Below are 22,005 nucleotides of genomic sequence, written 5' to 3'. Positions count from 1 at the left end.
CTAGGCGAACCCGATGACCGTTCATCTGCACGAAGAAGACATCCCCGCCGGCCTGTTCGAGGCAGGCGTGGACATTGCCGTCGACACCGAGACCATGGGGCTGATCACGCCGCGCGACCGGCTGTGCGTCGTCCAGCTCTCCGATGGCGGGCCCGACGAGCATCTCGTGCGCTTCTCGCCCGGCAGCGACTATGCAGCGCCCAATCTCCGTGCGCTGCTCGCCGACCGGAGCCGGGTGAAGCTCTATCATTTCGCGCGCTTCGATCTCGCCGCGGTGAAGCATTATCTGCATGTCGACGCCGCGCCGGTCTATTGCACCAAGACCGCCTCGCGGCTGGTGCGCACCTATACCGACCGGCACGGCCTGAAGGAGCTTGTCCGCGAGTTGCTCGGCCAGGATATCTCCAAGGCACAGCAATCGTCCGACTGGGGCGGGCCGGTGCTGTCCGACGCGCAGAAGGATTATGCCGCGTCCGACGTGCGGTATCTCCACAGGCTGCGCGAGGAGCTCGACCGCCGCCTTGCCCGGGAGGGCCGCACCGCGCTTGCTCAGGCCTGTTTCGACTTCCTGCCGTCGCGCGCCGATCTCGATCTGGCCGGCTGGCCGGAGATCGATATCTTCGCGCATGTTTGACGCTACGCGTTCTTCCAACGGGGACTCGCATGTCTGAAGCCGCCGTCAGCGTGCGCTCGGCGCGGCAGATCTGGGCGTCGCCCGGAAGCAGCCACGACCGCGTCGTCGGCACGCTGCGCGTCGTGCTGCCGCTGGCGATCGGCATCCTCTCGGCATTCCTCGTCATGATGCCGCTCGCCGGGACCGGCGATGTCAGCTTTCTGCTCGACAAGAACAAGGTCGACGTCGCCAAGGAGCGGCTGCGCATCCAGTCGGCGACTTATCGCGGCGAGGACGGCAAGGGACAGCCCTTCAGGCTCAACGCCGGATCGGCCGTGCAGAAGACATCGGCCGAACCGGTCGTCCAGCTCAACCAGCTGTCGGCCGAGATCGGGCTGGCCGACGGCCCGGCCCGGCTGGTCGCGGATCGCGGGCGCTATAATATGGACAGCCAGCAGGTCATGGTGGACGGGCCGGTCCGGTTCAACACCACCGACGGCTATCAGCTCGACACCCATGATGCGACGATCGACCTGAAATCACGCCAGCTCGAAAGCGGTGGCGCGGTGACGGGCAAGGTGCCGCAGGGCACGTTCAGCGCCGCGCGCCTGACCGCCGACCTGGAAAAGCATATCGTCAAGCTCGACGGCAACGCGCGCTTGCGGATCGCGCCGCGAAGGACGAGATAGGCGGCCATGTTTCGCACGCCCCGCCTGATCGCGCTCGCCGCCCTCTTTGCCGCCTCGGGCGCGATGGCGCAGAATCGCCATGATTCGGCTGCGCCGATCGATTTCGGCGCTGATCATATCGAGCTTCAGGACAAGGCGAATCGCGCGATCCTGTCCGGCAACGTCTCGGTCCGCCAGGCTGAGATGACGCTGAATTCGGCCCGCATGACCGTCGCCTATACCGGTCAGGTCGTCGATGGATCGCCCCAGGTATCGCGGCTCGACGCGGCCGGCGGCGTCACCGTCACCCGGCCACAGCAGACCGCGCGCAGCCAATATGCAGTGTACGACCTGAACAAGCGTGTCATCACCATGCTGGGCACGGTGTCGCTACTCCAGGGCGGCAACACCGTGAACGGCGGGCGGCTGACGATCAACCTCGATACCGGCCGCGCCGTGATCGATGGCGCGGCGGTAGGGAGCAGCAGCGCGGCGGCACCCGGAACCACCAGCAGCCGTGGCGGCCGCGTGACCGGCACTTTCTCCGTACCGAAACGCAATTAAGCTGCCGGCAATCGACCGGCTTTTTCACCGGTCTGGCCGCGCACCCCTTTCCTTGCCGGCGCGGCTGGTGCAGGATTTCAGTGCAGTCATGCACAAAGCCTGCCAAACGCGGTTCGGACAGGCTTTCGTAACCATATGATGCGAGCACGGGACGCAGAATGACCGATGTGACCACCCTCGACGCCATCGAGCCAATCGCCGAAGCACCGGTGATGAAGGGCCTGTCGGTCGTCTCTATCGCCAAGTCCTATGACAAGCGCGTCGTGCTGTCCGACGTGTCGGTTTCGGTCGGCGAGGGCGAGGTGATCGGCCTGCTCGGCCCGAACGGCGCCGGCAAGACCACGTGCTTCTATTCGGTGATGGGCCTCGTGAAGCCCGATTCGGGCCGGATCATGCTAGACGGCGACGATATCACCGGCCTGCCCATGTATCGCCGCGCGATCCTCGGCCTTGGCTATCTGCCGCAGGAAACCTCGATCTTCCGCGGCCTTTCGGTCGAGAAGAACATCCTGACCGTGCTCGAGCTGTCCGAGCCCGACCCCGTCATACGCCGGCAGAAGCTCGACAGGCTGCTCGACGAATTCGGGCTCACACGGCTGCGCGATTCTCCGGCCATGGCGCTGTCCGGCGGTGAGCGCCGCCGCGCCGAGATCGCTCGCGCGCTGGCTGCCGATCCGTCGATCATGCTGCTCGACGAGCCGTTCGCCGGCATCGATCCGCTGTCGATCGCCGACATTCGCGACCTGATCTGCGAGCTGAAGAAGCGCGGCATCGGCGTGCTGATCACCGATCACAATGTCCGCGAGACGCTCGAGATCGTCGACCGCGCGTACATCATCTATGACGGCCGCGTGCTGTTCACCGGCTCGCCCGCCGAGCTGGTTGCGGACGCGAATGTCCGGCGGCTGTATCTGGGCGAAGGCTTCTCGCTCTAACCTCATGAGTCTCGCCCCGCGCCTCGATCTGCGCCAGTCGCAATCGCTGGTAATGACGCCGCAGTTGCAGCAGGCGATCCGCCTGCTCGCGCTGTCGAACCTTGAGGTCGAGGGCTTCATCGCCGAGGAAATCGAGAAGAACCCGCTGCTCGACTCAAGTGCGGCGGAGGATGACGGTCCGACGATCGAGCGCGAGGCGCCACCCGAGCCGCGCGACGAACCGGCCAGCGCCGACGAGCTGCTGATGGGCGGCGACAGCACCGGCGAGGCATCGCTCGACGTCGATTTCAATGCCGAGAGCTTCCATCATGACAGTCCGGCCGATGGCGGCGGCATGGACGGATCGCTCGGGCTGAACGGCACCACCGGCGGCGGTGGCATGGGCGAGGACGGACCGGATCTCGACGGGTTCGCCGATACCGGCCTGAGCCTTGCCGATCATCTGCTGGCCCAGGCCGGGCCGGTGGTCGACGGCGCCGACAAGTTCATCGCGGCGCATCTGATCGACCAGATCGACGAGACCGGTTATCTGACGGTTCCGCTGCTCGAGATCGCCAACCGGCTTGGTGTCGCGCTCGCGCGGGTCGAGGAGGTGCTGGCGATCATCCAGACCTTCGATCCGACCGGCGTCGGTGCCCGATCGCTTTCGGAATGCCTCGCGCTGCAGGCGAAGGAAGCCGACCGCTACGATCCGTGCATGGCGCGGCTGCTCGACAATCTCGATCTCGTCGCGCGCGGCGATCTTGGCCGGCTCAGGCGGATCTGCGACGTTGACGACGAGGATCTGGCCGACATGATCCGCGAGCTGCGCAATTACGATCCCAAGCCGGGCTGCCGTTATGGCGGCGAGGCGATGCAGGCAGTGGTGCCCGACATCTTCGTCGCGAAGCGCAAGACCGGCTGGGCGATCGAGATCAACGCGGCGACGCTGCCGCGGCTGCTGGTCAATCGCGGCTATTATGTTGAACTGTCGGGCGGACAGCAGGACAAGGCGTCGAAGGCCTGGCTGTCGGAATGCCTGGCCAGCGCCAACTGGCTGGTCAAAGCGCTCGACCAGCGCCAGCGCACCATCGTCAAGGTCGCGACCGAGATCGTGAAGCAGCAGGAGGCGTTCTTCGTCCACGGCGTGTCGCAGCTGAAGCCGATGACCTTGCGCCAGGTGGCGGACGCGATCGAGATGCACGAATCGACCGTCAGCCGCGTGACCAGCAACAAATATCTGAGCTGCGCGCGCGGACTTTACGAGCTGAAATATTTCTTCACGAGCGCGATCCAGTCGTCCGATGGCGGCGACGCCGTGTCGGCCCAGGCGGTGAAGAGCGCGATCAAGGCGCTGATCGCTGCCGAGGAGCCCAAGGCGATCCTGAGCGACGACACCCTGGTGGAGCTGCTCAACGCCAAGGGCTTCGACATCGCGCGGCGCACCGTCGCGAAATATCGCGAGGCACTCGGGATCGGCAGTTCGGTGCAGCGGCGGCGGCAAAAGGCGCTGGAAGGCGTGGGTTGATCCGGGCCGGGCTTCTGGCCTGTTTGGGCCTGATCGGCGTCGCCGCCGGGCCGGCCCCCGCGCAGGACTTCTATGCGCCCGACATCGCAAAACCAGGCTTCACGCTCGCCCGCATCAAGCACGGTGCGCGAGTCTCGTTCTACCGGGGCGACGAGACACCAGGCTGTCCGGCGCTGACGGCGCGATGCCGGTTACGTGCCTATCTCGTTGCCGGCGATCTGGTGCTGATCGGAACGTCCAACGGTGCCTTGGTCGAAGCCGGCTTCGCCACCGGCTCCGGGCGGGTCACGATCGGCTGGCTGCCGGCGGGGGCGATCGAGCGCATACCGACCCCGTCCACCGTGACGTCGTCCGACTGGCTTGGCTCCTGGTCGAGCGACGAAGCCGAGATCGACATCGCACCCGCGCCCCGGCCCGGCCACCTGACGGTCAGCGGCGAGGCAAGCTGGGGTTCCCACGACCCCGAGCGAGTTCGCAGGGGCGTCAACTACGGCAATTTTTCGGGAGAAGTGCGCCCGGCGGGCGACAGCATGACGATCGTGGACAAGGAACCACCCGATTGCCGCGTGTCGCTCCGCCTGATCGGCCCCTATCTCATTGCGAACGATGCCATGACATGCGGCGGCGTGAACGTGACCTTTTCGGGAATCTATCGACGCTGACATCGGGAAGGGGAAACGACATGATCATCGTTACGGGAAGCGTCACCGCACGGCCTGATACGTTCGAGGAGCTGCGCCAGGCGAGCCTCGATCATGTCCACCGCTCCCGCACCGAGCCCGGCTGCATCAGCCATTCGGTCCAGGTCGATTGCGAAGATCCGCTGCGGCTGTTCTTCTTCGAGCGCTGGAGCGACATGGCGTCGCTCAAGGCGCATTTCGTTCAGCCGGGTTCGGCTCTGTTCATCGCGGCGGCTCGCAGTCTTGCGACCGCGAGCGACAGTATCTCGATGTATGAGGCAAGTCCTGCGGGCTGAGCGTGTTCAGCCTTTTCTAAACATTGTCCGATAATCGGGACGAATGAGCGCGAATTTCCATGTTGAGGCCGATCCGACTCGCGATCTCGTGCGGATTCGATTGTCGGGGTTCTTCACGCAGGACGATATCAAGGCGTTTCTCGACGCGCGCAGGGTAGCGCACGCGCAACTGCGCTGTGGCCGGAACCAGCACCTGACGATCAACGACGTGACAGGCATGAAAATCCAGTCGCAGGAGATCGTCGCCGCGTTCCGCGACATGCTTTCGGCTCCCGAATATCAGTCGCGCCGGCTAGCGTTCGTCACCGGGCCGACGCTTGCGCGGTCGCAACTGATGCGGACGCTGGTGAACCGCAACGCGCAGTGCTTCGACGACTATGCGGCCGCCGAGGCGTGGCTGTTTTCCGCAGATGCGGGCGAGGTGCCCGTTTCGCCGCGCAGGGCCAGCCGGGCGGCCTGAGGCTGCCACCAGCCCTGCTTTGGGCGCTCAGTCGTCCTCGTCCTCATAGCCCAGCAGCGCCAGCGCGCGAGCCTTGATCTGGCGGGTCATGCACCAGTGCACCAGCGCCTCCTCGCGGCCATGGGTCACCCAGACCTCCTTCGGCGCGATCTCGGTCAGGGTGTCGGTCAGTTCGTCCCAGTCGGCATGGTCGGACAGGATCAGCGGCAGCTCGACATTGCGCTGGACCGCGCGCTGGCGAACGCGCATCCAGCCGGAGGCCATGGCGGTGATCGGATCGGGCAGGCGGCGCGACCAGCGATCGTTGAGCGCGCCCGGCGGCGCCATCACGATCCGCCCCTTCAGCTCGGCCTTGGGCACGCCGGTCGCCGGGCGCAGTTCGCCGAGAGCGACGCCGTGTTCGATATAGAGGTCACACAACCGCTGCAGCGCGCCATGGAGATAGATCGGATCGTCGAAGCCCCGCGCGCGCAGTTCCGCGATCACCCGTTGCGCCTTCCCCAGCGCATAGGCACCGACCAGCACGCAGCGATCGGGATTGGCGTGGAGCGCCGCGGTCAGCTTGTCGATCTCGTCGCCGGTGTCGGGGTGGCGGAACACCGGCAGGCCGAAGGTCGCCTCGGTAACGAACACATCGCAGGCGACCGGCTCGAACGGCGCGCAGGTCGGATCGGGCCGGCGCTTGTAATCGCCCGAGACCACGATGGTCTCGCCGCGATGCGCAAGCACGATCTGCGCCGAGCCGAGCACATGGCCGGCGGGCACGAAGCGGATATCGACATCGCCCATGCGCATCGCGGCGCCATAGGCGACCGGATGACCTTGCTGCGGACCGTAACGCGTTTCCATGATCGCAAGCGTCTCGGGCGTGGCCCAGACCGCATCATGGCCACCGCGCGCATGATCGGCATGGCCATGGGTGACGAGCGCCCTGGGCGATGGGCGCGAGGGATCGATCCACGCGTCCGCGGGTCTTACATAGATGCCATGGGGCTGAGGATCGATCCAGTCGCCGAGTTTCGCCATGATACCTATATGGATGGGATGACCTTGGGTTCCCAGTGACCGATCTTCCCGCCCCTCTTGCCAACTGGTTCGCGACACGCGGCTGGGCACCGCGGAGCCATCAGCTCGACATGCTCGAGGTCGGGCGCGCGGGCCGGCACGGGTTGCTCGTCGCCACCACCGGCGCAGGCAAGACGCTGGCCGGCTTCCTGCCGACCCTGACCGAGCTGATCGAGGCGCCGACCGAGGGGCTGCACACGCTCTACGTCTCGCCGCTCAAGGCACTGGCGGTCGATGTGCAGCGCAATTTGCTGACCCCGGTCGAGGAGATGGGGCTCGATATCAGGATCGAGACCCGGACGGGCGACACGTCGAGCGACCGCAAGGCGCGCCAGCGGGTGAAGCCCCCCCAGATCCTGCTGACCACGCCCGAATCGCTCAGCCTGTTGCTGTCCTATCCCGACAGCTTGCTGATGTTCGAGGGGCTGAAGACGATCGTGGTGGACGAGGTTCATGCCTTCGCCACCGGCAAGCGCGGCGACCTGCTTTCCCTGTGCATGGCGCGGCTGCAGCGGCTCGCGCCGGGGCTACGGCGGGTCGCGCTCTCGGCGACGGTCGCCGATGCCGACGGCTATCGTGCCTGGCTGGCGCCCGACGGCGATATCGACCAGGTCACCCTGGTGCAGGGCGAACCCGGCGCGGACCCCGACATCGCCATCCTGCTGCCCGAGGGCCGGGTGCCCTGGGCCGGGCATTCGGGGCGCTACGCCGCCGAGCAGGTGATGGCCGAGATCGAGACTCACCGGACGTCGATCGTCTTCTGCAACACGCGCAGCCTTGCCGAGCTGATCTTCCAGGATTTGTGGAAGGTCAACGACATGCAGCTGCCGATCGGCATCCATCATGGCAGCCTGTCGCTGGAGGCGCGGCGCAAGGTCGAGGGGGCGATGGCGGCGGGCAAGCTGCGCGCGCTGGTCGCGACCGCCAGCCTCGACCTGGGGGTCGACTGGGGCGATGTCGACTGCGTGATTCAGATGGGCGCGCCCAAGGGCTCGTCGCGTCTGCTCCAGCGCATCGGGCGGTCGAACCACCGGCTGGACGAAGCATCGGAAGCGGTGATCGTGCCCGGCAACCGCTTCGAATATCTCGAAGCCCGGGCAGCGCTCGACGCCGTGGTAGCGGGCGAGCTCGACCCCGATATCTTCCGCGCCGGGGCGCTAGACGTGCTCGCCCAGCATATCATGGCCTGCGCCTGCGCCGCGCCCTTCCGGCAGGAGGAGATGCTCGACGAGGTGCGGTCCGCCTTGCCCTATTCGGCGCTGGACGCCGAAACCTTCGAGCGCGTGCTCGGCTTCATCCGCGACGGCGGTTACGCGCTGAAGGCATATGAGAAGTTCAAGCGGCTGACCCAGGACCCCGACGGCAGCTGGCGGGTGAGCCATCCGAGCTTCATCGGCCAGCACCGGCTGAACGCCGGCATCATCGTCGAGGCGACGATGCTGACCGTCCGCTTCCGCAACGGCCGAACATTGGGCAAGGTCGAAGAGGCCTTCGCTGCCTCGATGCGCCACGGCGACACCTTCTTCTTCGCCGGCATGAGCCTTGAGGTGGAGAAGATCGACACCGAGGACCTGATCGTTCGGGCGACGACCAGGCCGGCGCGTATTCCGACCTATGGCGGCGCGCGCATGCCGATCTCGACCAACCTGGCAGACCGTGTACGCAACTTCCTGGCCGATCCCGAGGAGTGGCCGCGTTTTCCGGCGGACGTGCGCGAATGGCTCGAGGTGCAGTCCTATCGCTCCAAGCTGCCGACGCCGGGCCAGCTGCTGGTCGAGACCTTCCCACGGGAGGGGCGGCATTACATGGTGGTCTACAGCTTCGAGGGATGGAACGCGCACCAGTCGCTCGGCATGCTGCTGACGCGACGGATGGAGACGCAGGGACTGAGGCCGCTCGGCTTCGTCGCGTCCGATTATTCGATCGCCTGCTATTCGCTCGATCCGGTCACCGACCCTGCCGCCCTGCTCTCGCCCGATATCCTGGAGGACGAGTTCGTCGACTGGGTGCAGAGTTCGGCCCTGCTCAAGCGCGCGTTTCGCGAGGTCGCGGTGATCGGCGGGCTGGTCGAGCGCCAGCATCCCGGCAAACGCAAGACTGGCAAGCAGGTCACCTTCTCGACCGACCTGATCTACGACGTGCTGCGTAAATATGAGCCGGGCCATTTGCTGCTCCAGGCAGCCTGGGCCGATGCCCGCGCCAAGATGACCGATGTCGGGCGCCTAGCCGGTCTGCTCGACCGCGCCGCCGAGACGATGCTGCATGTCGATCTCGACCGCGTCTCGCCCCTCGCCGTGCCGGTGCTGACCCTGATCGGGCGCGAAAGGATCGCCATGGGCCTGGCCGATGATGCGCTACTGATCGAGGCGGAATCTCTGGCTGCGGAGGCGATGCGCCTGGACTGATCCCTTGCCGGGCGACCGTCGCATTTCGCCGGTCGAAAAGTCTCTTGTTGAAGGTCCGCAACGGGCGTAACTTCGTCTCATGCGCGGAATAACCGCCTTTGCCATCATTATCGCGGCCGCCGCCCCCGGGGCGTTGCCTGCGCGGCAAGGCGAGGTTCCGCCGGCCACCACGACCGAGAACACACTTGCCTTCGACGATGCCGCATCGCGCATGACGGTGCCGGTCACCATCGGCAGTACCGGCCCCTATGCCTTCATCATCGATACCGGTGCCGAGCGCACCGTGATCTCGCGCGAGCTTGCTGCGACGCTTGGCCTGTCGCCCGGCCCCGACGTGCGGATGACGGCGATGACCGGCACCAGCAATGTCGGCACGATGGTGATCCCGTCGCTCAATGTCAGCAAGATCACCAGCAAGCCGATCGAGGCGCCGGCGCTGTTCTCGGCCAATCTCGGCGCGCCCGGCATGCTTGGTATCGACGCGCTGAGTGGCCATTCCCTGTCGATCGACTTCGAAACCAACAGCATGACCCTGCGGCCCTCGACGAAACGGGGTCGTGAGTCGATCCACACCGGCGACATCGTCGTCCGTGCGAAAAGCGTCTATGGCCAGCTCATCGTCACCCAGGCCTATTACAAGGGCCGGCGGATCAGTGTGATCATCGACACCGGAGCCTCGGTCAGCATGGGCAATTCGGCCCTGCGCGCCCGGATGCGCAGCGAGCTGAAGACACCGATGCCGATCACCCTGACCAGCGTGACGGGCGATTCGATGGTCGCCGACTATACCCAGGTCACTCAGCTCGACATTGGCGGCGTATCGTTCAAGAACCTGCCCATCGCCTTTTCGGACGTCGCACCGTTCAAACGGTTCGGCCTGGCCAAGGAACCCGCCCTGATGCTCGGCATGGATGCGCTACGCATGTTCCGGAAGGTCGATGTCGATTTCGCCAACCGCGAGGTTCGCTTCGCCCTGCCGCGGGGGTTTCGTCCCGATGCCTTCTGACCCGGACGGGGCATATCCGGGGACGCCGCGCCGGCTGATCCTCCTCTCGCTCGTCCTTGCCGCCGCCGCGGCCGCGCCGGGGGCCTCGGTCGCGCAGGATCCCGATCTGCCGCCGCCACCGTCGATCGTGCTCGACATCGGCACTGCCGACGACCGGATGACCGTTCCCGTGTCGATCGGCACCAAGGGCCCCTTCGCGTTCGTCGTCGATACAGGGGCGCAGCGCACAGTCATCTCGCGCGAGCTGGCCGGGACTCTCGGCCTCGCCGCCGGCAGGAATGTGCGGCTGACCGCAATGACCGGCACCACCAATGTCGAGACGGTGGTCATCCCGAAGATCAGCGTCAGCACGATCGGCGCATCGAGCATCGAGGCGCCTTCGCTCGAGTCGCGCAACCTAGGCGCGCCAGGTATGCTCGGGCTCGACACGCTGCAGGGCCATGCCCTGACGATCGATTTCGGCAAGCAGACGATGACCCTGACCCCGTCGGTCAAGCGGCAACACTATATAAGCCCGATGCGCGACGAGATCGTCGTCCATGGCAAGAATATCTACGGCCAGCTCATCGTGAGCGACGCAAGCTATCGCGGGCGGAGGATCCGCGTGATCCTCGATACCGGATCGGGTGTCACCATGGGCAATCTGGCGCTGAAGCAACAGGTTGCGCGCGGTACGAAGAAGGTGCGGCCGATCGCCTTATGGGGCGTTACCGGCGAATCGATGCAGGTGGAATATACCCAGATCGACCAGGTGCAGTTCGCCGGCGTCACCTTTTCGCAATTGCCGGTGGCGTTTTCCGACGCGGAGCCATTCCGCCATTTCGGCCTGACCAAGCAGCCGGCCCTGCTCCTCGGCATGGACGCGCTGCGCCTGTTCCAGCGGGTGAGGATCGATTTCCCGAATCGCGAAGTCCGGCTTATGCTCGACAAGGGCAGGGCCGGCACTCCGCCGTCCTTGCCGGCGGGGTCGATTCCGTTCGGGCACTGATCTTACCAGCAATCTTCAATCAGGGGTGAAGGCTATAATTCGAGCTCTATCCGTGTGCGCGGCGACGGCGATCGCCATCCTTCCCTTCTCCACCGCCTCGGCACAGGCGCTTCGCCCCGACCAGCAACAGTTTTTCGGGCTCTACAAGGAGCTGATCGAGACCAACACGACCCTGTCGTCGGGCAGTTGCACCCAGGCGGCGGCGCAAATCGGTGCGCGGCTGAAGGCGGCGGGCTTCGCCGATGGCGACATCACCTATTTCTCGGTGCCCGAACATCCGAAAGACGGCGGCATCGTCGCGGTGCTGGCCGGATCGGACAAAAAGGCCAAGCCGATGCTGCTGCTCGGGCATCTCGACGTGGTCGAGGCCAAGCGTGAGGACTGGGTGCGCGACCCGTTCAAGCTCGTCGAGGAAGACGGCTATTATTACGCGCGCGGCACCGTCGACGACAAGGCGATGGCGGCCGTGTGGGCCGACAGCATGATCCGCTTCAAGACCAGCGGCTACAAGCCGAAGCGCACGATCAAGCTGGCCTTGACCTGCGGCGAGGAGACGACCTTCGCGTTCAACGGCGCGCAGTGGCTGGCGGCGAACAAGCCCGACCTGATCGCGGCGGAGTTCGCGCTGAACGAGGGCGGCGGCGGCCGGTACGATCCGGCCGGCAAACCACAGCTTCTCGCCATCCAGGTCGGCGAGAAGGCGGCGCAGAACTATACCTTCGAGACGACCAATGCCGGTGGCCACAGCTCCCAGCCCACGCCCGACAACGCGATCTACGAGTTGGCCGACGCGCTCGAAGCGGTGCGCGCCTATGAATTCCCGATCAAGTTCACCGACACCACCCGCGCCTTTTTCAGCGCAACCGCCACGGCGATGCCGGTGGGCGATGCGATCACCCGGCTGCTCGCCAATCCGCAGGACAAGGCGGCCGATGCGCTGATCAGCCGCGACAAGGCGATGCATTCGACCCTGCGCACCACCTGCGTCGCCACGCTGGTCAATGCCGGCCATGCCGAGAACGCGCTGCCGCAGCGCGCGACCGCCAACGTCAATTGCCGCATCTTCCCCGGCGAGACGGTCGACGAAACCTTTGCCAAGCTGAAGGAATTGGCCGGCCCCAAGGTGAAGGTAACGATCAACCAGCCGATCCGCCCGACCGCGATCCCACCGACGCTCGACCCGAAGATCGTCGGCCCGGCCAAGACGGTCGCCGCGAAATATTTCCCCGGCCTGCCCATGCTGCCGCTGATGTCGACCGGCGCGACCGACGGCATCTTTTTCCAGGCGATCGGCATCCCGGTCTATGGCGCGCCGGGCATCTTCGTCGATTCCGACCTCAACGGCATCCATGGCCTGAACGAGCGAATCCGCACCAGATCGCTCTATGAGGGCCGAGACTATCTGTACGATCTGGTGAAGGCCTATGCCGGCTGACGGCCAGATGGAAAAACACAAGTCCGAGGTGACGATTCAAATAAGGCGAGTCGGACTCCAGATCCCACCTTCGCCGGGAAAGAAGCCAGAGCGGGTACCGTTCGAAAACCTCAGGCCCTCAGCCGTGCCACCGCCCGCTCGCGTCCGATCAGCGGCAGCAGCGCCTTCATGTCCGGCCCATGGTCGAGCCCGGTCAGTGCCCGCCGCAGCGGCAGGAACAGCGTCTTGCCGCTCCGCCCGCTCGAAGCCTTGAGCGCCGAGGTTAGCGCATGCCAGGGGTCGGCCGACCAGTCGATCGTCTCCGCCACCTGCGCCGCCTCGGCCAGGAAGTCCGCATCGGCCGGATCGGCAGCCGATTCGACCGGCCCTTCGATCACCCGCCACCAGTCGGCCGACTCGGCGACGATGGTCAGGTTCGGCCGCACCGCGTCCCATTCGGCCCGTCCCATGCCAGCGGGCAGCCGTGCAGAAACGGAGTCGAAATCGAGCTGATGCACGATGCGCGTGTTGACCGCGCTCAGCTCGGCCTCGTCGAACCGCGCCGGGGCGCGCCCGAATCGCGCGAAGTCGAAGGTCTCGATCAGCCTGCCGGTATCGACCAGCGGCTCGACCGGGTCGCTCGTCCCGATCCTTGCGAGCAGCGCGCGCACCGCTTCCGGTTCGATCCCCGCCTCGCGGAACTGGTCGACGCCGACCGACCCCAGCCGCTTCGACAACTTGCCCTCGCTGCCGACCAGCAAAGCCTCATGCGCAAAGGCCGGCGGCGTGCTGCCGAGTGCGGCGAACATCTGGAGCTGGAGCGCGGTGTTGGACACATGGTCCTCCCCGCGCACCACATGGGTCACGCCCATCTCGGCATCGTCGATCGCCGAGGGCAGCATATAGAGCCAGGAGCCGTCGGCGCGGCGGATCACCGGATCGCTCATCGTGGCCGGGTCGAACCGCTGATGCCCGCGGATCAGATCGTCCCATTCGATCGCGGCGCCGTGATCGAGCCTGAAGCGCCAGTGCGGCGTACGCCCCTCCGCCTCGAACGCAGCCCGATCGGCCTCGCTCAGCCTGAGCGCCGCGCGGTCATAGACCGGCGGCAGCCCGCGCCCCGCGGCGATCTTGCGCTTCAGGTCGAGCTCCTGTTGGGTTTCGTACGCCGGATAGACATGCCCGGCCTCATGAAGCGCGGCAAAGCGCGCCTCGTACAGCGCGAACCGCGCCGACTGCCGTGCCTCGCCATCCGGGTCCAGCCCGAGCCAGGCGAGGTCGGCCCGGATCGAGTCCACGAAATCCTCCCGGCTGCGCTCGGCATCGGTATCGTCGATGCGCAGCATGAAGCGCCCGCCGCGCTTTTTCGCCCATAGCCAGTTGTGGAGCGCCGTGCGGATATTGCCGACATGCAGCCGGCCGGTCGGGCTCGGCGCGAAACGGGTAAGGACAGTCATGAACGCGGCCTAGAGCGCGGCGTCACCCGCGACAACCCGGTCGAGCGGGAGGCGGCCTGTACCGAGCCTAGAATAATGGCGGGCCGGACCGGATCATCGTAGCACGCAGGTCCTCCGCCTGCTCCCCGGTCATCGCGCGCAGCGGCAGGAACTCGAACATCTGGGTATTGTGATAGATGAGGAAGGCCGAAGGGACCCTGCGCCAGCCATGGAACTCGTCCCATCCTCGCCGGATGTTCCCCAGGTCGGAGGACGCTTCGAGACCTTCGTCAGACCAGCCGTACTCGAACCGGCGGTGGATCGATCGCTGCTGCGCGAACAGCTTCTTGGTCCGTCGGGGCAGCAGGAGGAGGGTGATGCCCATTATGAGCGAGAGCAACAGGGCCGCATACAGGCCGGCTCCAGCGGCAACGATCAGGGTGGGGACGATCTCACGTTCGGTGTACCATCCGAACGCCGCACCCAGTACCGTGAACACGCCGACGACGATGGCGAACCGCCTGAGCACCAGCGGTCGCCGCCACGCCACCAGGAAATTGGCCCGGCACGCTGCGACATAATCATCCGCGTCGGGCGTGAAGCTGATCTTGCCGCTCATATCGCCTCATCCGTCCGCCCTACCAACGGCTGCGCCGTACAGGCGCGCTGCCGGGGGGGCAACAACCGGTGACGCTGGATCGGATCATGGACCAAGTGCCCGTCAGGAGAGGTCACGGGGAAGATGCGATGCACCAGATCAACGTCATCGCCGCAATCGCCGCCGGTATCCTCGGCTATTTCCCGGGTGGCCTCTGGTATTCGAAGGCGATGTTCCTGCATCGCTGGGCGCGCGAGTCGGGCATCGACATCGACACGCAACCGGCGGGTGGCCTGGGCCCCAGGATCGCGATCGGGGTCGCCACCTCGATCGTCGCGGCGATCGTCTTCGCGCTGATCGCGGGCCCCGCGCCCGGCCTGTGCCACGCCCTGCTGCTCGGGCTCGCCTGTGGCAGGTTGATCGCCGCCGCCTTCTCGATTCAACTCGATTCAATATGTGTTCGAAGCCCGCAGCCTGGCTTTCTGGGCGATCAATGCCGGCTATCATATCGTGCAATTTGCCCTGTTCGGGCTGGTTATCGGACTGTGGCCATGAAGACGCACTCGCGACCCGGGTCGCAACGGGCCTTTCCCCTGGGCGAAGTGGTGGCTAAGAGCGCCGGGCAACGGCCACGTCGGCTGGTGGGGATACGCGTATGAAATTGATGACGGGCAATTCGAACCTGCCGCTGGCACGCGCCATCTCGGACTATCTCGAAATCCCGCTCACCAACGCGAGCGTTCGTCGCTTCGCCGATGAAGAAGTGTTCGTCGAGATCCAGGAGAATGTCCGCGGCGAGGACGTGTTCGTGCTCCAGTCGACCGGCTACCCGGCCAACGACAATCTCATGGAGCTGCTGATCTGCATCGACGCGCTGCGCCGCGCCTCGGCCAAGCGTATCACCGCGGTCATCCCCTATTTCGGCTATGCCCGGCAGGACCGCAAGCCCGGCCCGCGCACCCCGATCTCGGCCAAGCTGGTCGCCAACCTGATCACCGTCGCCGGTGCCGACCGCGTGCTCTCGGTCGATCTCCATGCCGGTCAGATCCAGGGCTTTTTCGATATCCCGACCGACAATCTCTACGGCGCGCCGGTGATGTCGGCCGACATCCTTACCCGCTTCGGCGACCGCAACCTGATGGTCGTCTCGCCTGATGTCGGCGGCGTTGTCCGTGCCCGTGCGCTGGCCAAGCGCCTCGACAACGCCCCGCTCGCCATCGTCGACAAGCGCCGCGAGCGCGCCGGCGAATCCGAGGTGATGAACATCATCGGTGAGGTCGAGGGTCGTTTCTGCATCCTTATCGACGATATCGTCGATTCGGCCGGCACGCTCTGCAACGCCGCCGCCGCGCTGAAGGAAGCCGGTGCAGAGGGCGTGGTCGCCTATGTCACCCACGGCGTCCTGTCGGGCGGCGCCGTCGCCCGGGTCGAGGGGTCGGCGCTCGAGGAACTGGTGATCACCGATTCGATCGGCAGCCATGAAGTGGTGGAAAACGCAAAGCGCATCCGCCACCTAACCATCGCGCCCCTGATCGCCGAGGCGATCAAGCGGATCGCCGATGAAACCTCCGTTTCGTCGCTGTTCGACTGAGCTTCGAAGGGTAGCCCGGACGCGCTCCGGAGGTTGCCACGGCACGTACCGACGACTTCGGCCCTTTTTGCTTCCCCGGCGAAGGCCGGGGCCCAGTTGGGAAGGCAGGGGTAACGGAGCGCGACGGCAGTTACTACCTCCCCCGACTGGACCCCGGCCGCGCGGAGGAAGCAAAGAAGGAACGGGATCGCGCTCGCCGTCGGCCAGATTGATGCATTGACGGTCTAGGCAAAATTGCCTTCGAATGGCTCGCCGATTTCCTCGATGTTTTCGGCATCGTGGCTCGTGTCGGGCAGGTCGTTCTCTGGAGTCGACGTATCGGGATCGGGCTCGTTACCGGGCTTTTTCGGGTGGTTCGACATGATGCTCTCCTCGCGCGGTCAAACGCATCGCAAGCTGGAATGGGTGCGGCGCCGCTGAAGCCCATAGCGCAGAGCGAATCGCCATCCTCGATTCACATGCCGGCACGATATGGTGAACTATGCCGGACGCGCCGCGGCGAGCGGATCGCGGGCGACACGGCGCCGCCGCTCTTTGACCTGGTAAAGAATGTTTCGCGCGGCGTGCCGCCGTGCCGATATGGTCGCCAAGTAAAGCCGCATGAAATTCCGATAGGGGTCGCATAAATACGGAAGTTGCTGGCCACGTCATGGGCCGTAATGGTGACAGGTCGCTGCCGTTATGTCGTGCCTTGCGCCACGAAGTCGCTTGGTATCCATGTTGGAGTGGCGCGCACTCCAACAGTAAGGCCCGGATTCGGCTCACAGGCGATTGGCTCGCGAAATTCGATCTGTTCTTGATGGTCGTGGCGTGAAGACATGGTCCCCGAGCCGTCTCGATTTGGCGGCTCGCCGTCTTTACCTCACGCCACCCCGTCCCAGACGAGTTTTACGCCGACCAGCACCATCAGCACATAGATCGCGGTATAGAATCGCGCCGGCGACACCCGCCGCACCAGCCACACGCCCGCCAGGGTCGAGGCGATCGCCACCGGCAGCAAGGTTGCCGCCGCCAGCAGATTTTCCCGGCTGAACTGGCCGAGCGCCCAATAGGCCGGCACCTTCAGCCAGTTGGTAACGGCGAAGAAGATCGCGGTGGTGCCGACCAGCACGTCGCGCTCCAGCTTCTTCGGCAATACCCATATCTGGAAGGGCGGCTGCCCGGCATGGGCGATCTGGCTGGTGAAGCCCGAGGCGATGCCACACAGGGTGCCGACCCAGCCTGGCGACCGCGCCGGCGCCGCGATCACCCCGCGGCGGTCGAGCCAGAGGCGGTAGAGCCCGAACAGGATCGAGATCGCGCCGACCACGCCGAGCACCGCGCTTTCCGATACCCGGGCTGCGAAGAACCAGCCGAGCGCGATGCCGATGACCGACCCGGGCAGCATCCAGCCCAGGATGCGCCCGTCCCATTGCTTGCGGAATGCCCAGACGCCGACCACGTCCTGAACGATCAGGATCGGTAGCAGGATCGCGGCGGCGCGCACCGGGGAGATCGCCAGCGCCAGGATCGGCAGCGACAAGGCTCCCATGCCGACGAAACCGCCCTTCGACAGGCCGATCAGCGTGACGGCAGGCACCGCCAGGGCGTAGAAATACCAGTCGGGAATGGCTCAGCTCCGCCCGGCGATGCGGGCGAGATGCGCGGTGATGCGCAGCAGCACGATCAGGATCGCCGCCGCGAACCCGGCAAGCGCCAGCACCGCGTAGGTCAGTGCCTCGAGCAATTGCGCCACGCCCGTGTCCTGGACGGGCGCTGCGCCCGGCACCGCCACGCGCTGCCCGGCCTGGCCGCCGGGCATGGGCGCCGGCTTCGGGTCGCCCCCGGGCGCCTGAGCCTCGCCTGTCGAATCCGGCGTCGCGCGCTGGTCGGACGCGGCTTCCGTCGATGGCATGCCGCTGCGCAGGGTGCCGTTGCCGCGGGAGGTCGATTCGAGCGAGGCGATGATCGCGAAGGTGGCGAGCCCGCTCAGGACCAGCAACAAGGTGCGGCCGATCCAGTCGAACATCTATCGCGCCCCGCCATCACCCGTCGGCGCACGCACCCCGGCATGGCCGCGCCGCTTGAGCTCGGCCTTCAGCGCCTCGGGTTTCGGCGCCCAGAGGAAGCCGAAACTCACCGTGCCCGCCTTGGTCTCGACCACATGGTGAAGCCGGTGTGCCTGGATGATCCGTTTCATATAGGCCGATTTCGGCAGATAGCGGTGGTTCAGCCGCTTGTGCACGATGACGTCATGGAAGCCGAAATAGATCGCGCCATAGGCGGCGACGCCCGCCCCGATCCAGGTGAAACCGGGCCACCAGCCGAGCTGGACCCCGCCGAGCAGCAGCACGATCGACGGCACCGCGAAGATCACCGCATAGAGATCGTTCAGTTCCCAATGGCCAGTGCGCGGCCGGTGATGGCTTTCATGCAGGAACCAGCCCGGCCCATGCATGATCCAGCGGTGCGCGACATAGGCAAAGCCTTCCATGCCCATCACGGTCAGCGCGAACAGGATAAGGCCGGTTGTCCAGTGCATCCCCGGCGATATAGCCGCGCGGCGCCTGTTAAACGAGTGGGGTTTAAACGAATGGGGTCAAAGGAGGGGATGGTCGAATGCGGATGATGCTGGCGCGGGGGGCTTTGCCTGGCGGTGCGTTGCTGATGCTGGCTGCCCGATCTCGCAGGCCGGATGTCGAGCGGCCGTCATGGCCGGAATCCTATACGATCGAGCTCAAGCCCGGACATGCCACCCAAGGGGTGGATTCCCCGTCCACCCTGTGCTTAAGGCTCCTGCATCCCCGATCTTCGAAAGGCAAGTGAGCCCCATGAACATCCACGAATACCAGGCCAAAGAGCTTCTCGCGAAATTCGGCGTGCCCGTACCGGCAGGCTTTGCGGCGCTCAGCGTGGATGAGGCGGTGGCCGCATCGGCCAAGCTGCCCGGGCCGCTTTATGTCGTGAAGGCGCAGATCCATGCCGGTGGCCGCGGCAAGGGCAAGTTCAAGGAACTCGGCCCCGACGCCAAGGGCGGTGTCCGTCTCGCCAGGACCGCCGACGAAGTTCGCGCGGCGGCGACCGACATGCTCGGCAACACGCTGGTGACGATCCAGACCGGCGAGCATGGCAAGCAGGTCAACCGCCTGTATGTCACCGACGGCGTCGACATCGCCAAGGAATTCTACCTCGCGCTCCTCGTCGATCGCGCCACCGGCCGAGTCGCCTTCGTGGTGTCGACCGAGGGTGGCATGGACATCGAGACCGTCGCGCACGACACGCCGGAAAAGATCCAGACCTTCGACGTTGACCCCGCGACCGGCTTCATGCCGCATCACGGCCGCGCCGTGGCGAATGCGCTCGGCCTGAAAGGCGATCTCGCCAAGCAGGCGGCCAATGTCGCGTCGAAGCTGTTCGATGCCTTTATGGGCACCGACGCCTCGCAGATCGAGATCAACCCGCTCGCCGTCACCGACGACAACAAGCTGCTGGTGCTCGACGCGAAGGTCGGCTTCGACACCAACGCGCTGTTCCGCCACAAGGATCTGCTCGCGCTGCGCGACGAGACCGAGGAGGATCCTTCGGAGCTCGAAGCGTCGAAGTACGACCTCGCTTACATCAAGCTCGACGGCGACATCGGCTGCATGGTCAACGGCGCCGGCCTCGCCATGGCGACGATGGACATCATCAAATTGAACGGCATGTTTCCGGCCAACTTCCTCGATGTCGGTGGCGGCGCCAACAAGGAGAAGGTGACCGCGGCGTTCAAGATCATCCTCGCCGATCCCGCCGTGAAGGGCATCCTTGTCAACATCTTCGGCGGCATCATGAAGTGCGACATCATCGCCGAGGGCATCGTCGCCGCGGCGAAGGAAGTGAACCTCTCGGTCCCGCTGGTCGTTCGTCTCGAAGGCACCAATGTCGAGGAGGGCAAGAAGATCCTTTCGACGTCCGGTCTCGCGATCGTCCCCGCCAATGATCTGGGCGACGCCGCCCGCAAGATCGTGGCAGAGGTGAAGGCAGCCGCCTGAGCTCTTTTCCTCCCCGGGAAGAGTTTCGGTTACAGGAGTGGATTGCAATGAAGGTGCTGGTCCCGGTCAAGCGTGTGCTTGACTATAACGTAAAGCCGCGGGTGAAGGCCGACGGGACGGGGGTCGACCTCGCCAACGTCAAGATGAGCATGAACCCGTTCGACGAAATCGCGGTCGAAGAGGCGATACGCCTCAAGGACAAGGGCGTCACGGAGATCGTGGTCGTCTCGATCGGCGAGCAGAAGGCCCAGGAAACGCTGCGTACCGCGCTCGCCATGGGTGCTGACCGCGCGATCCTGGTCGTGTCGGACGAGAAGGTGGAGCCGCTCGGTGTCGCCAAGCTGCTCGCCAAGATCGTCGAGGAGGAAAAGCCCGATCTGGTCATCCTCGGCAAGCAGGCGATCGATGACGACAATAACCAGACCGGCCAGATGCTTGCCGGCCTGCTGGGCGTCGGCCAGGCGACCTTCGCCTCGAAGGTCGATCTGACCAGCGACTCGGTCACCGTCACGCGCGAAGTCGATGGCGGCTCGGAGACCGAGACGCTGAAGCTCCCCGCGGTCATCACCACCGATCTTCGCCTCAACGAGCCGCGCTATGCGTCGCTGCCGAACATCATGAAGGCGAAGTCCAAGCCGCTCGCGCAGAAGACGCCCGCCGATTACGGCGTCGATGTCGCGCCGCGCCTGACCACGCTGAAGGTGGTCGAGCCGGCCAAGCGCTCGGCCGGCGTCAAGGTCGCCGATGTCGATGAACTCGTGGCCAAGCTCAAGGCGATGGGAGTCGCGAAATGAAGACGCTCGTCTGGGTCGAACATGACGGTGCAGCCGTCAAGGACGCAACGCTCGCCGTGGTCACCGCCGCGTCGGGGCTTGGCGAGGTCCATCTGCTCGTCGCCGGCCAGGGTGTCGACGGCGTCGCGGCCGAAGCCGCCAAGATTGCCGGCGTGGGCAAGGTCCATGTCGCCGACGACGCCGCGTTCGCGCATGCGCTCGCCGAGAATGTCGCGCCGCTCATCGTGGAGCTGATGGGGCATCATGACGCGGTGCTGTTCCCGGCTACCTCGAACGGCAAGAACATCGCGCCGCGCGTCGCCGCGCTGCTCGACGTGATGCAGATCAGCGACATCCTCTCGGTCGAGAGCGCGGATACCTTCACCCGGCCGATCTATGCCGGCAACGCCATTGCCACGGTCCAGACCAAGGATGCGAAGCTCGTCCTCACCGTGCGCGGCACGGCGTTCGACAAGGCGGCGGCCGAAGGCGGTTCGGGTACGATCGAGGCAGTCGCCTCGACCGGAGACAAGGGTCTGTCGACTTTCGCGGGTGCGGAGATCGCCAAGTCCGAGCGTCCCGAGCTGACCAGCGCGAAGATCATCGTGTCGGGCGGCCGCGCGCTGCAGAACAGCGAGAACTTCCACTCGATCATCGAGCCGCTCGCCGACAAGCTCGGCGCCGGTGTCGGCGCCTCGCGGGCGGCGGTGGACGCCGGTTATGTTCCGAACGACTATCAGGTCGGCCAGACCGGCAAGATCGTCGCCCCGGAAGTCTATATCGCGATCGGCATCTCCGGTGCGATCCAGCATCTGGCGGGCATGAAGGACTCCAAGACGATCATCGCGATCAACAAGGACGAGGACGCCCCGATCTTCCAGGTGGCGGACATCGGCCTGGTCGGCGACCTGTTCAAGATCGTGCCGGAGCTGACCGAGAAGCTGGCCTGAAGCGAGGCGCGCAGCGCAAGCTGCGCGCCGATGCGAACGGCGAAGC

The 22,005-nt window shown here is 65.7% G+C and carries 24 protein-coding genes; 17 read left to right on the top strand and 7 right to left on the bottom strand.

Annotation, left to right across the window (positions count from 1 at the left end):
• Positions 1–13: 13 nt before the first annotated feature.
• The 8 genes from AC1DT7_RS01055 to AC1DT7_RS01020 all read left to right on the top strand — a co-directional run bounded on the left by AC1DT7_RS01055 (position 14) and on the right by AC1DT7_RS01020 (position 5,723).
• Positions 14–634 (top strand): ribonuclease D, encoded by a 621-nt coding sequence (locus tag AC1DT7_RS01055; RefSeq protein WP_478033627.1) that lies wholly within the window; start codon positions 14–16, stop codon positions 632–634.
• 29 nt (positions 635–663) lie between these two features.
• Positions 664–1,302 carry an LPS export ABC transporter periplasmic protein LptC gene (lptC, locus tag AC1DT7_RS01050; protein WP_478033625.1) on the top strand — a complete coding sequence of 213 codons (639 nt, stop codon included), beginning with the start codon at positions 664–666 and terminating at the stop codon, positions 1,300–1,302.
• 6 nt (positions 1,303–1,308) lie between these two features.
• Positions 1,309–1,845 (top strand): LptA/OstA family protein, encoded by a 537-nt coding sequence (locus AC1DT7_RS01045; protein WP_478033623.1) that lies wholly within the window; start codon positions 1,309–1,311, stop codon positions 1,843–1,845.
• 158 nt (positions 1,846–2,003) lie between these two features.
• Positions 2,004–2,780, top strand: a complete 777-nt coding sequence (lptB, locus tag AC1DT7_RS01040; RefSeq protein WP_478033621.1) for an LPS export ABC transporter ATP-binding protein — start codon at positions 2,004–2,006, stop codon at positions 2,778–2,780.
• A gap of 4 nt (positions 2,781–2,784) precedes the next feature.
• Positions 2,785–4,287, top strand: a complete 1,503-nt coding sequence (gene rpoN, locus AC1DT7_RS01035; RefSeq protein ID WP_478033619.1) for an RNA polymerase factor sigma-54 — start codon at positions 2,785–2,787, stop codon at positions 4,285–4,287.
• Positions 4,284–4,949: a hypothetical protein gene (locus tag AC1DT7_RS01030; RefSeq protein ID WP_478033618.1), complete on the top strand. Its 666-nt coding sequence runs from the start codon at positions 4,284–4,286 to the stop codon at positions 4,947–4,949. Before rpoN ends, AC1DT7_RS01030 begins: the two co-directional genes overlap by 4 nt.
• A gap of 20 nt (positions 4,950–4,969) precedes the next feature.
• Positions 4,970–5,263, top strand: coding sequence for a putative quinol monooxygenase (locus tag AC1DT7_RS01025; RefSeq protein WP_478033617.1), 294 nt, complete (start codon positions 4,970–4,972; stop codon positions 5,261–5,263).
• A gap of 43 nt (positions 5,264–5,306) precedes the next feature.
• Positions 5,307–5,723: a SpoIIAA family protein gene (locus AC1DT7_RS01020; RefSeq protein WP_478033616.1), complete on the top strand. Its 417-nt coding sequence runs from the start codon at positions 5,307–5,309 to the stop codon at positions 5,721–5,723.
• 27 nt (positions 5,724–5,750) lie between these two features.
• Here the strand turns inward: AC1DT7_RS01020 and AC1DT7_RS01015 are convergent, their stop codons facing one another.
• A complete protein-coding gene (locus AC1DT7_RS01015) occupies positions 5,751–6,749 on the bottom strand; it encodes a ligase-associated DNA damage response exonuclease (RefSeq protein WP_478033615.1) in 999 nt (332 codons plus the stop codon).
• Between the two features lie 35 nt (positions 6,750–6,784).
• Between AC1DT7_RS01015 and AC1DT7_RS01010 the strand changes: the two genes are divergently transcribed.
• The 4 genes from AC1DT7_RS01010 (at position 6,785) to AC1DT7_RS00995 (ending at position 12,622) form a co-directional block, all read left to right on the top strand.
• Positions 6,785–9,193, top strand: a complete 2,409-nt coding sequence (locus AC1DT7_RS01010) for a ligase-associated DNA damage response DEXH box helicase (RefSeq protein WP_478033614.1) — start codon at positions 6,785–6,787, stop codon at positions 9,191–9,193.
• 79 nt (positions 9,194–9,272) lie between these two features.
• The gene (locus AC1DT7_RS01005; RefSeq protein ID WP_478033613.1) at positions 9,273–10,199 is read left to right on the top strand and encodes an aspartyl protease family protein; all 927 of its coding nucleotides are present in this window, start codon (positions 9,273–9,275) and stop codon (positions 10,197–10,199) included.
• On the top strand, positions 10,189–11,187 hold the full coding sequence (locus AC1DT7_RS01000; RefSeq protein WP_478033612.1) for an aspartyl protease family protein: 999 nt from the start codon (positions 10,189–10,191) through the stop codon (positions 11,185–11,187). The genes AC1DT7_RS01005 and AC1DT7_RS01000 overlap by 11 nt, the downstream gene beginning before the upstream one ends.
• A 52-nt stretch (positions 11,188–11,239) precedes the next feature.
• On the top strand, positions 11,240–12,622 hold the full coding sequence (locus AC1DT7_RS00995) for a M20/M25/M40 family metallo-hydrolase (protein WP_478033611.1): 1,383 nt from the start codon (positions 11,240–11,242) through the stop codon (positions 12,620–12,622).
• A 110-nt stretch (positions 12,623–12,732) separates the two neighbouring features.
• Here AC1DT7_RS00995 and gltX read toward each other — a convergent pair whose 3' ends face one another.
• Both gltX and AC1DT7_RS00985 read right to left on the bottom strand, forming a co-directional pair.
• Complete coding sequence (gltX, locus tag AC1DT7_RS00990) at positions 12,733–14,058, bottom strand: glutamate--tRNA ligase (protein ID WP_478033609.1); 1,326 nt, start codon at positions 14,056–14,058, stop codon at positions 12,733–12,735.
• A gap of 67 nt (positions 14,059–14,125) precedes the next feature.
• Entirely contained in the window at positions 14,126–14,656 is a 531-nt protein-coding gene (locus AC1DT7_RS00985) for a YcxB family protein (RefSeq protein ID WP_478033608.1), read from the bottom strand.
• Positions 14,657–14,784: 128 nt separating this feature from the next.
• On the opposite strand from AC1DT7_RS00985, the gene AC1DT7_RS00980 reads away from it, so the two are divergent.
• Both AC1DT7_RS00980 and AC1DT7_RS00975 read left to right on the top strand, forming a co-directional pair.
• On the top strand, positions 14,785–15,294 hold the full coding sequence (locus AC1DT7_RS00980; protein ID WP_478033607.1) for a hypothetical protein: 510 nt from the start codon (positions 14,785–14,787) through the stop codon (positions 15,292–15,294).
• The gene (locus AC1DT7_RS00975) at positions 15,291–16,226 is read left to right on the top strand and encodes a ribose-phosphate pyrophosphokinase (protein WP_478033606.1); all 936 of its coding nucleotides are present in this window, start codon (positions 15,291–15,293) and stop codon (positions 16,224–16,226) included. The genes AC1DT7_RS00980 and AC1DT7_RS00975 overlap by 4 nt, the downstream gene beginning before the upstream one ends.
• 224 nt (positions 16,227–16,450) lie before the next feature.
• Here AC1DT7_RS00975 and AC1DT7_RS00970 read toward each other — a convergent pair whose 3' ends face one another.
• The 4 genes from AC1DT7_RS00970 to AC1DT7_RS00955 form a co-directional block, all read right to left on the bottom strand.
• On the bottom strand, positions 16,451–16,588 hold the full coding sequence (locus AC1DT7_RS00970; RefSeq protein WP_478033604.1) for a hypothetical protein: 138 nt from the start codon (positions 16,586–16,588) through the stop codon (positions 16,451–16,453).
• A gap of 500 nt (positions 16,589–17,088) precedes the next feature.
• On the bottom strand, positions 17,089–17,805 hold the full coding sequence (locus tag AC1DT7_RS00965; RefSeq protein WP_478033603.1) for a sulfite exporter TauE/SafE family protein: 717 nt from the start codon (positions 17,803–17,805) through the stop codon (positions 17,089–17,091).
• A gap of 33 nt (positions 17,806–17,838) precedes the next feature.
• A complete protein-coding gene (locus AC1DT7_RS00960) occupies positions 17,839–18,234 on the bottom strand; it encodes a hypothetical protein (RefSeq protein WP_478033601.1) in 396 nt (131 codons plus the stop codon).
• Positions 18,235–18,747, bottom strand: coding sequence for a sterol desaturase family protein (locus tag AC1DT7_RS00955; RefSeq protein WP_478033600.1), 513 nt, complete (start codon positions 18,745–18,747; stop codon positions 18,235–18,237).
• A gap of 289 nt (positions 18,748–19,036) precedes the next feature.
• On the opposite strand from AC1DT7_RS00955, the gene sucC reads away from it, so the two are divergent.
• Genes sucC through AC1DT7_RS00940 form a run of 3 tightly spaced genes read left to right on the top strand, consistent with a single transcriptional unit; the run spans position 19,037 to position 21,959 of the window.
• Positions 19,037–20,236, top strand: a complete 1,200-nt coding sequence (gene sucC, locus AC1DT7_RS00950; RefSeq protein WP_478033599.1) for an ADP-forming succinate--CoA ligase subunit beta — start codon at positions 19,037–19,039, stop codon at positions 20,234–20,236.
• A gap of 47 nt (positions 20,237–20,283) precedes the next feature.
• Positions 20,284–21,030, top strand: coding sequence for an electron transfer flavoprotein subunit beta/FixA family protein (locus AC1DT7_RS00945; RefSeq protein WP_478033598.1), 747 nt, complete (start codon positions 20,284–20,286; stop codon positions 21,028–21,030).
• Positions 21,027–21,959: an electron transfer flavoprotein subunit alpha/FixB family protein gene (locus AC1DT7_RS00940; RefSeq protein WP_478033596.1), complete on the top strand. Its 933-nt coding sequence runs from the start codon at positions 21,027–21,029 to the stop codon at positions 21,957–21,959. Before AC1DT7_RS00945 ends, AC1DT7_RS00940 begins: the two co-directional genes overlap by 4 nt.
• Positions 21,960–22,005 lie beyond the last annotated feature (46 nt).

Source organism: Sphingomonas sp. P3_C6 (assembly GCF_056402595.1).
The sequence above is the reverse complement of the archived record's forward strand: the minus strand, read 5'-3'. Positions and strand labels throughout refer to the sequence as shown.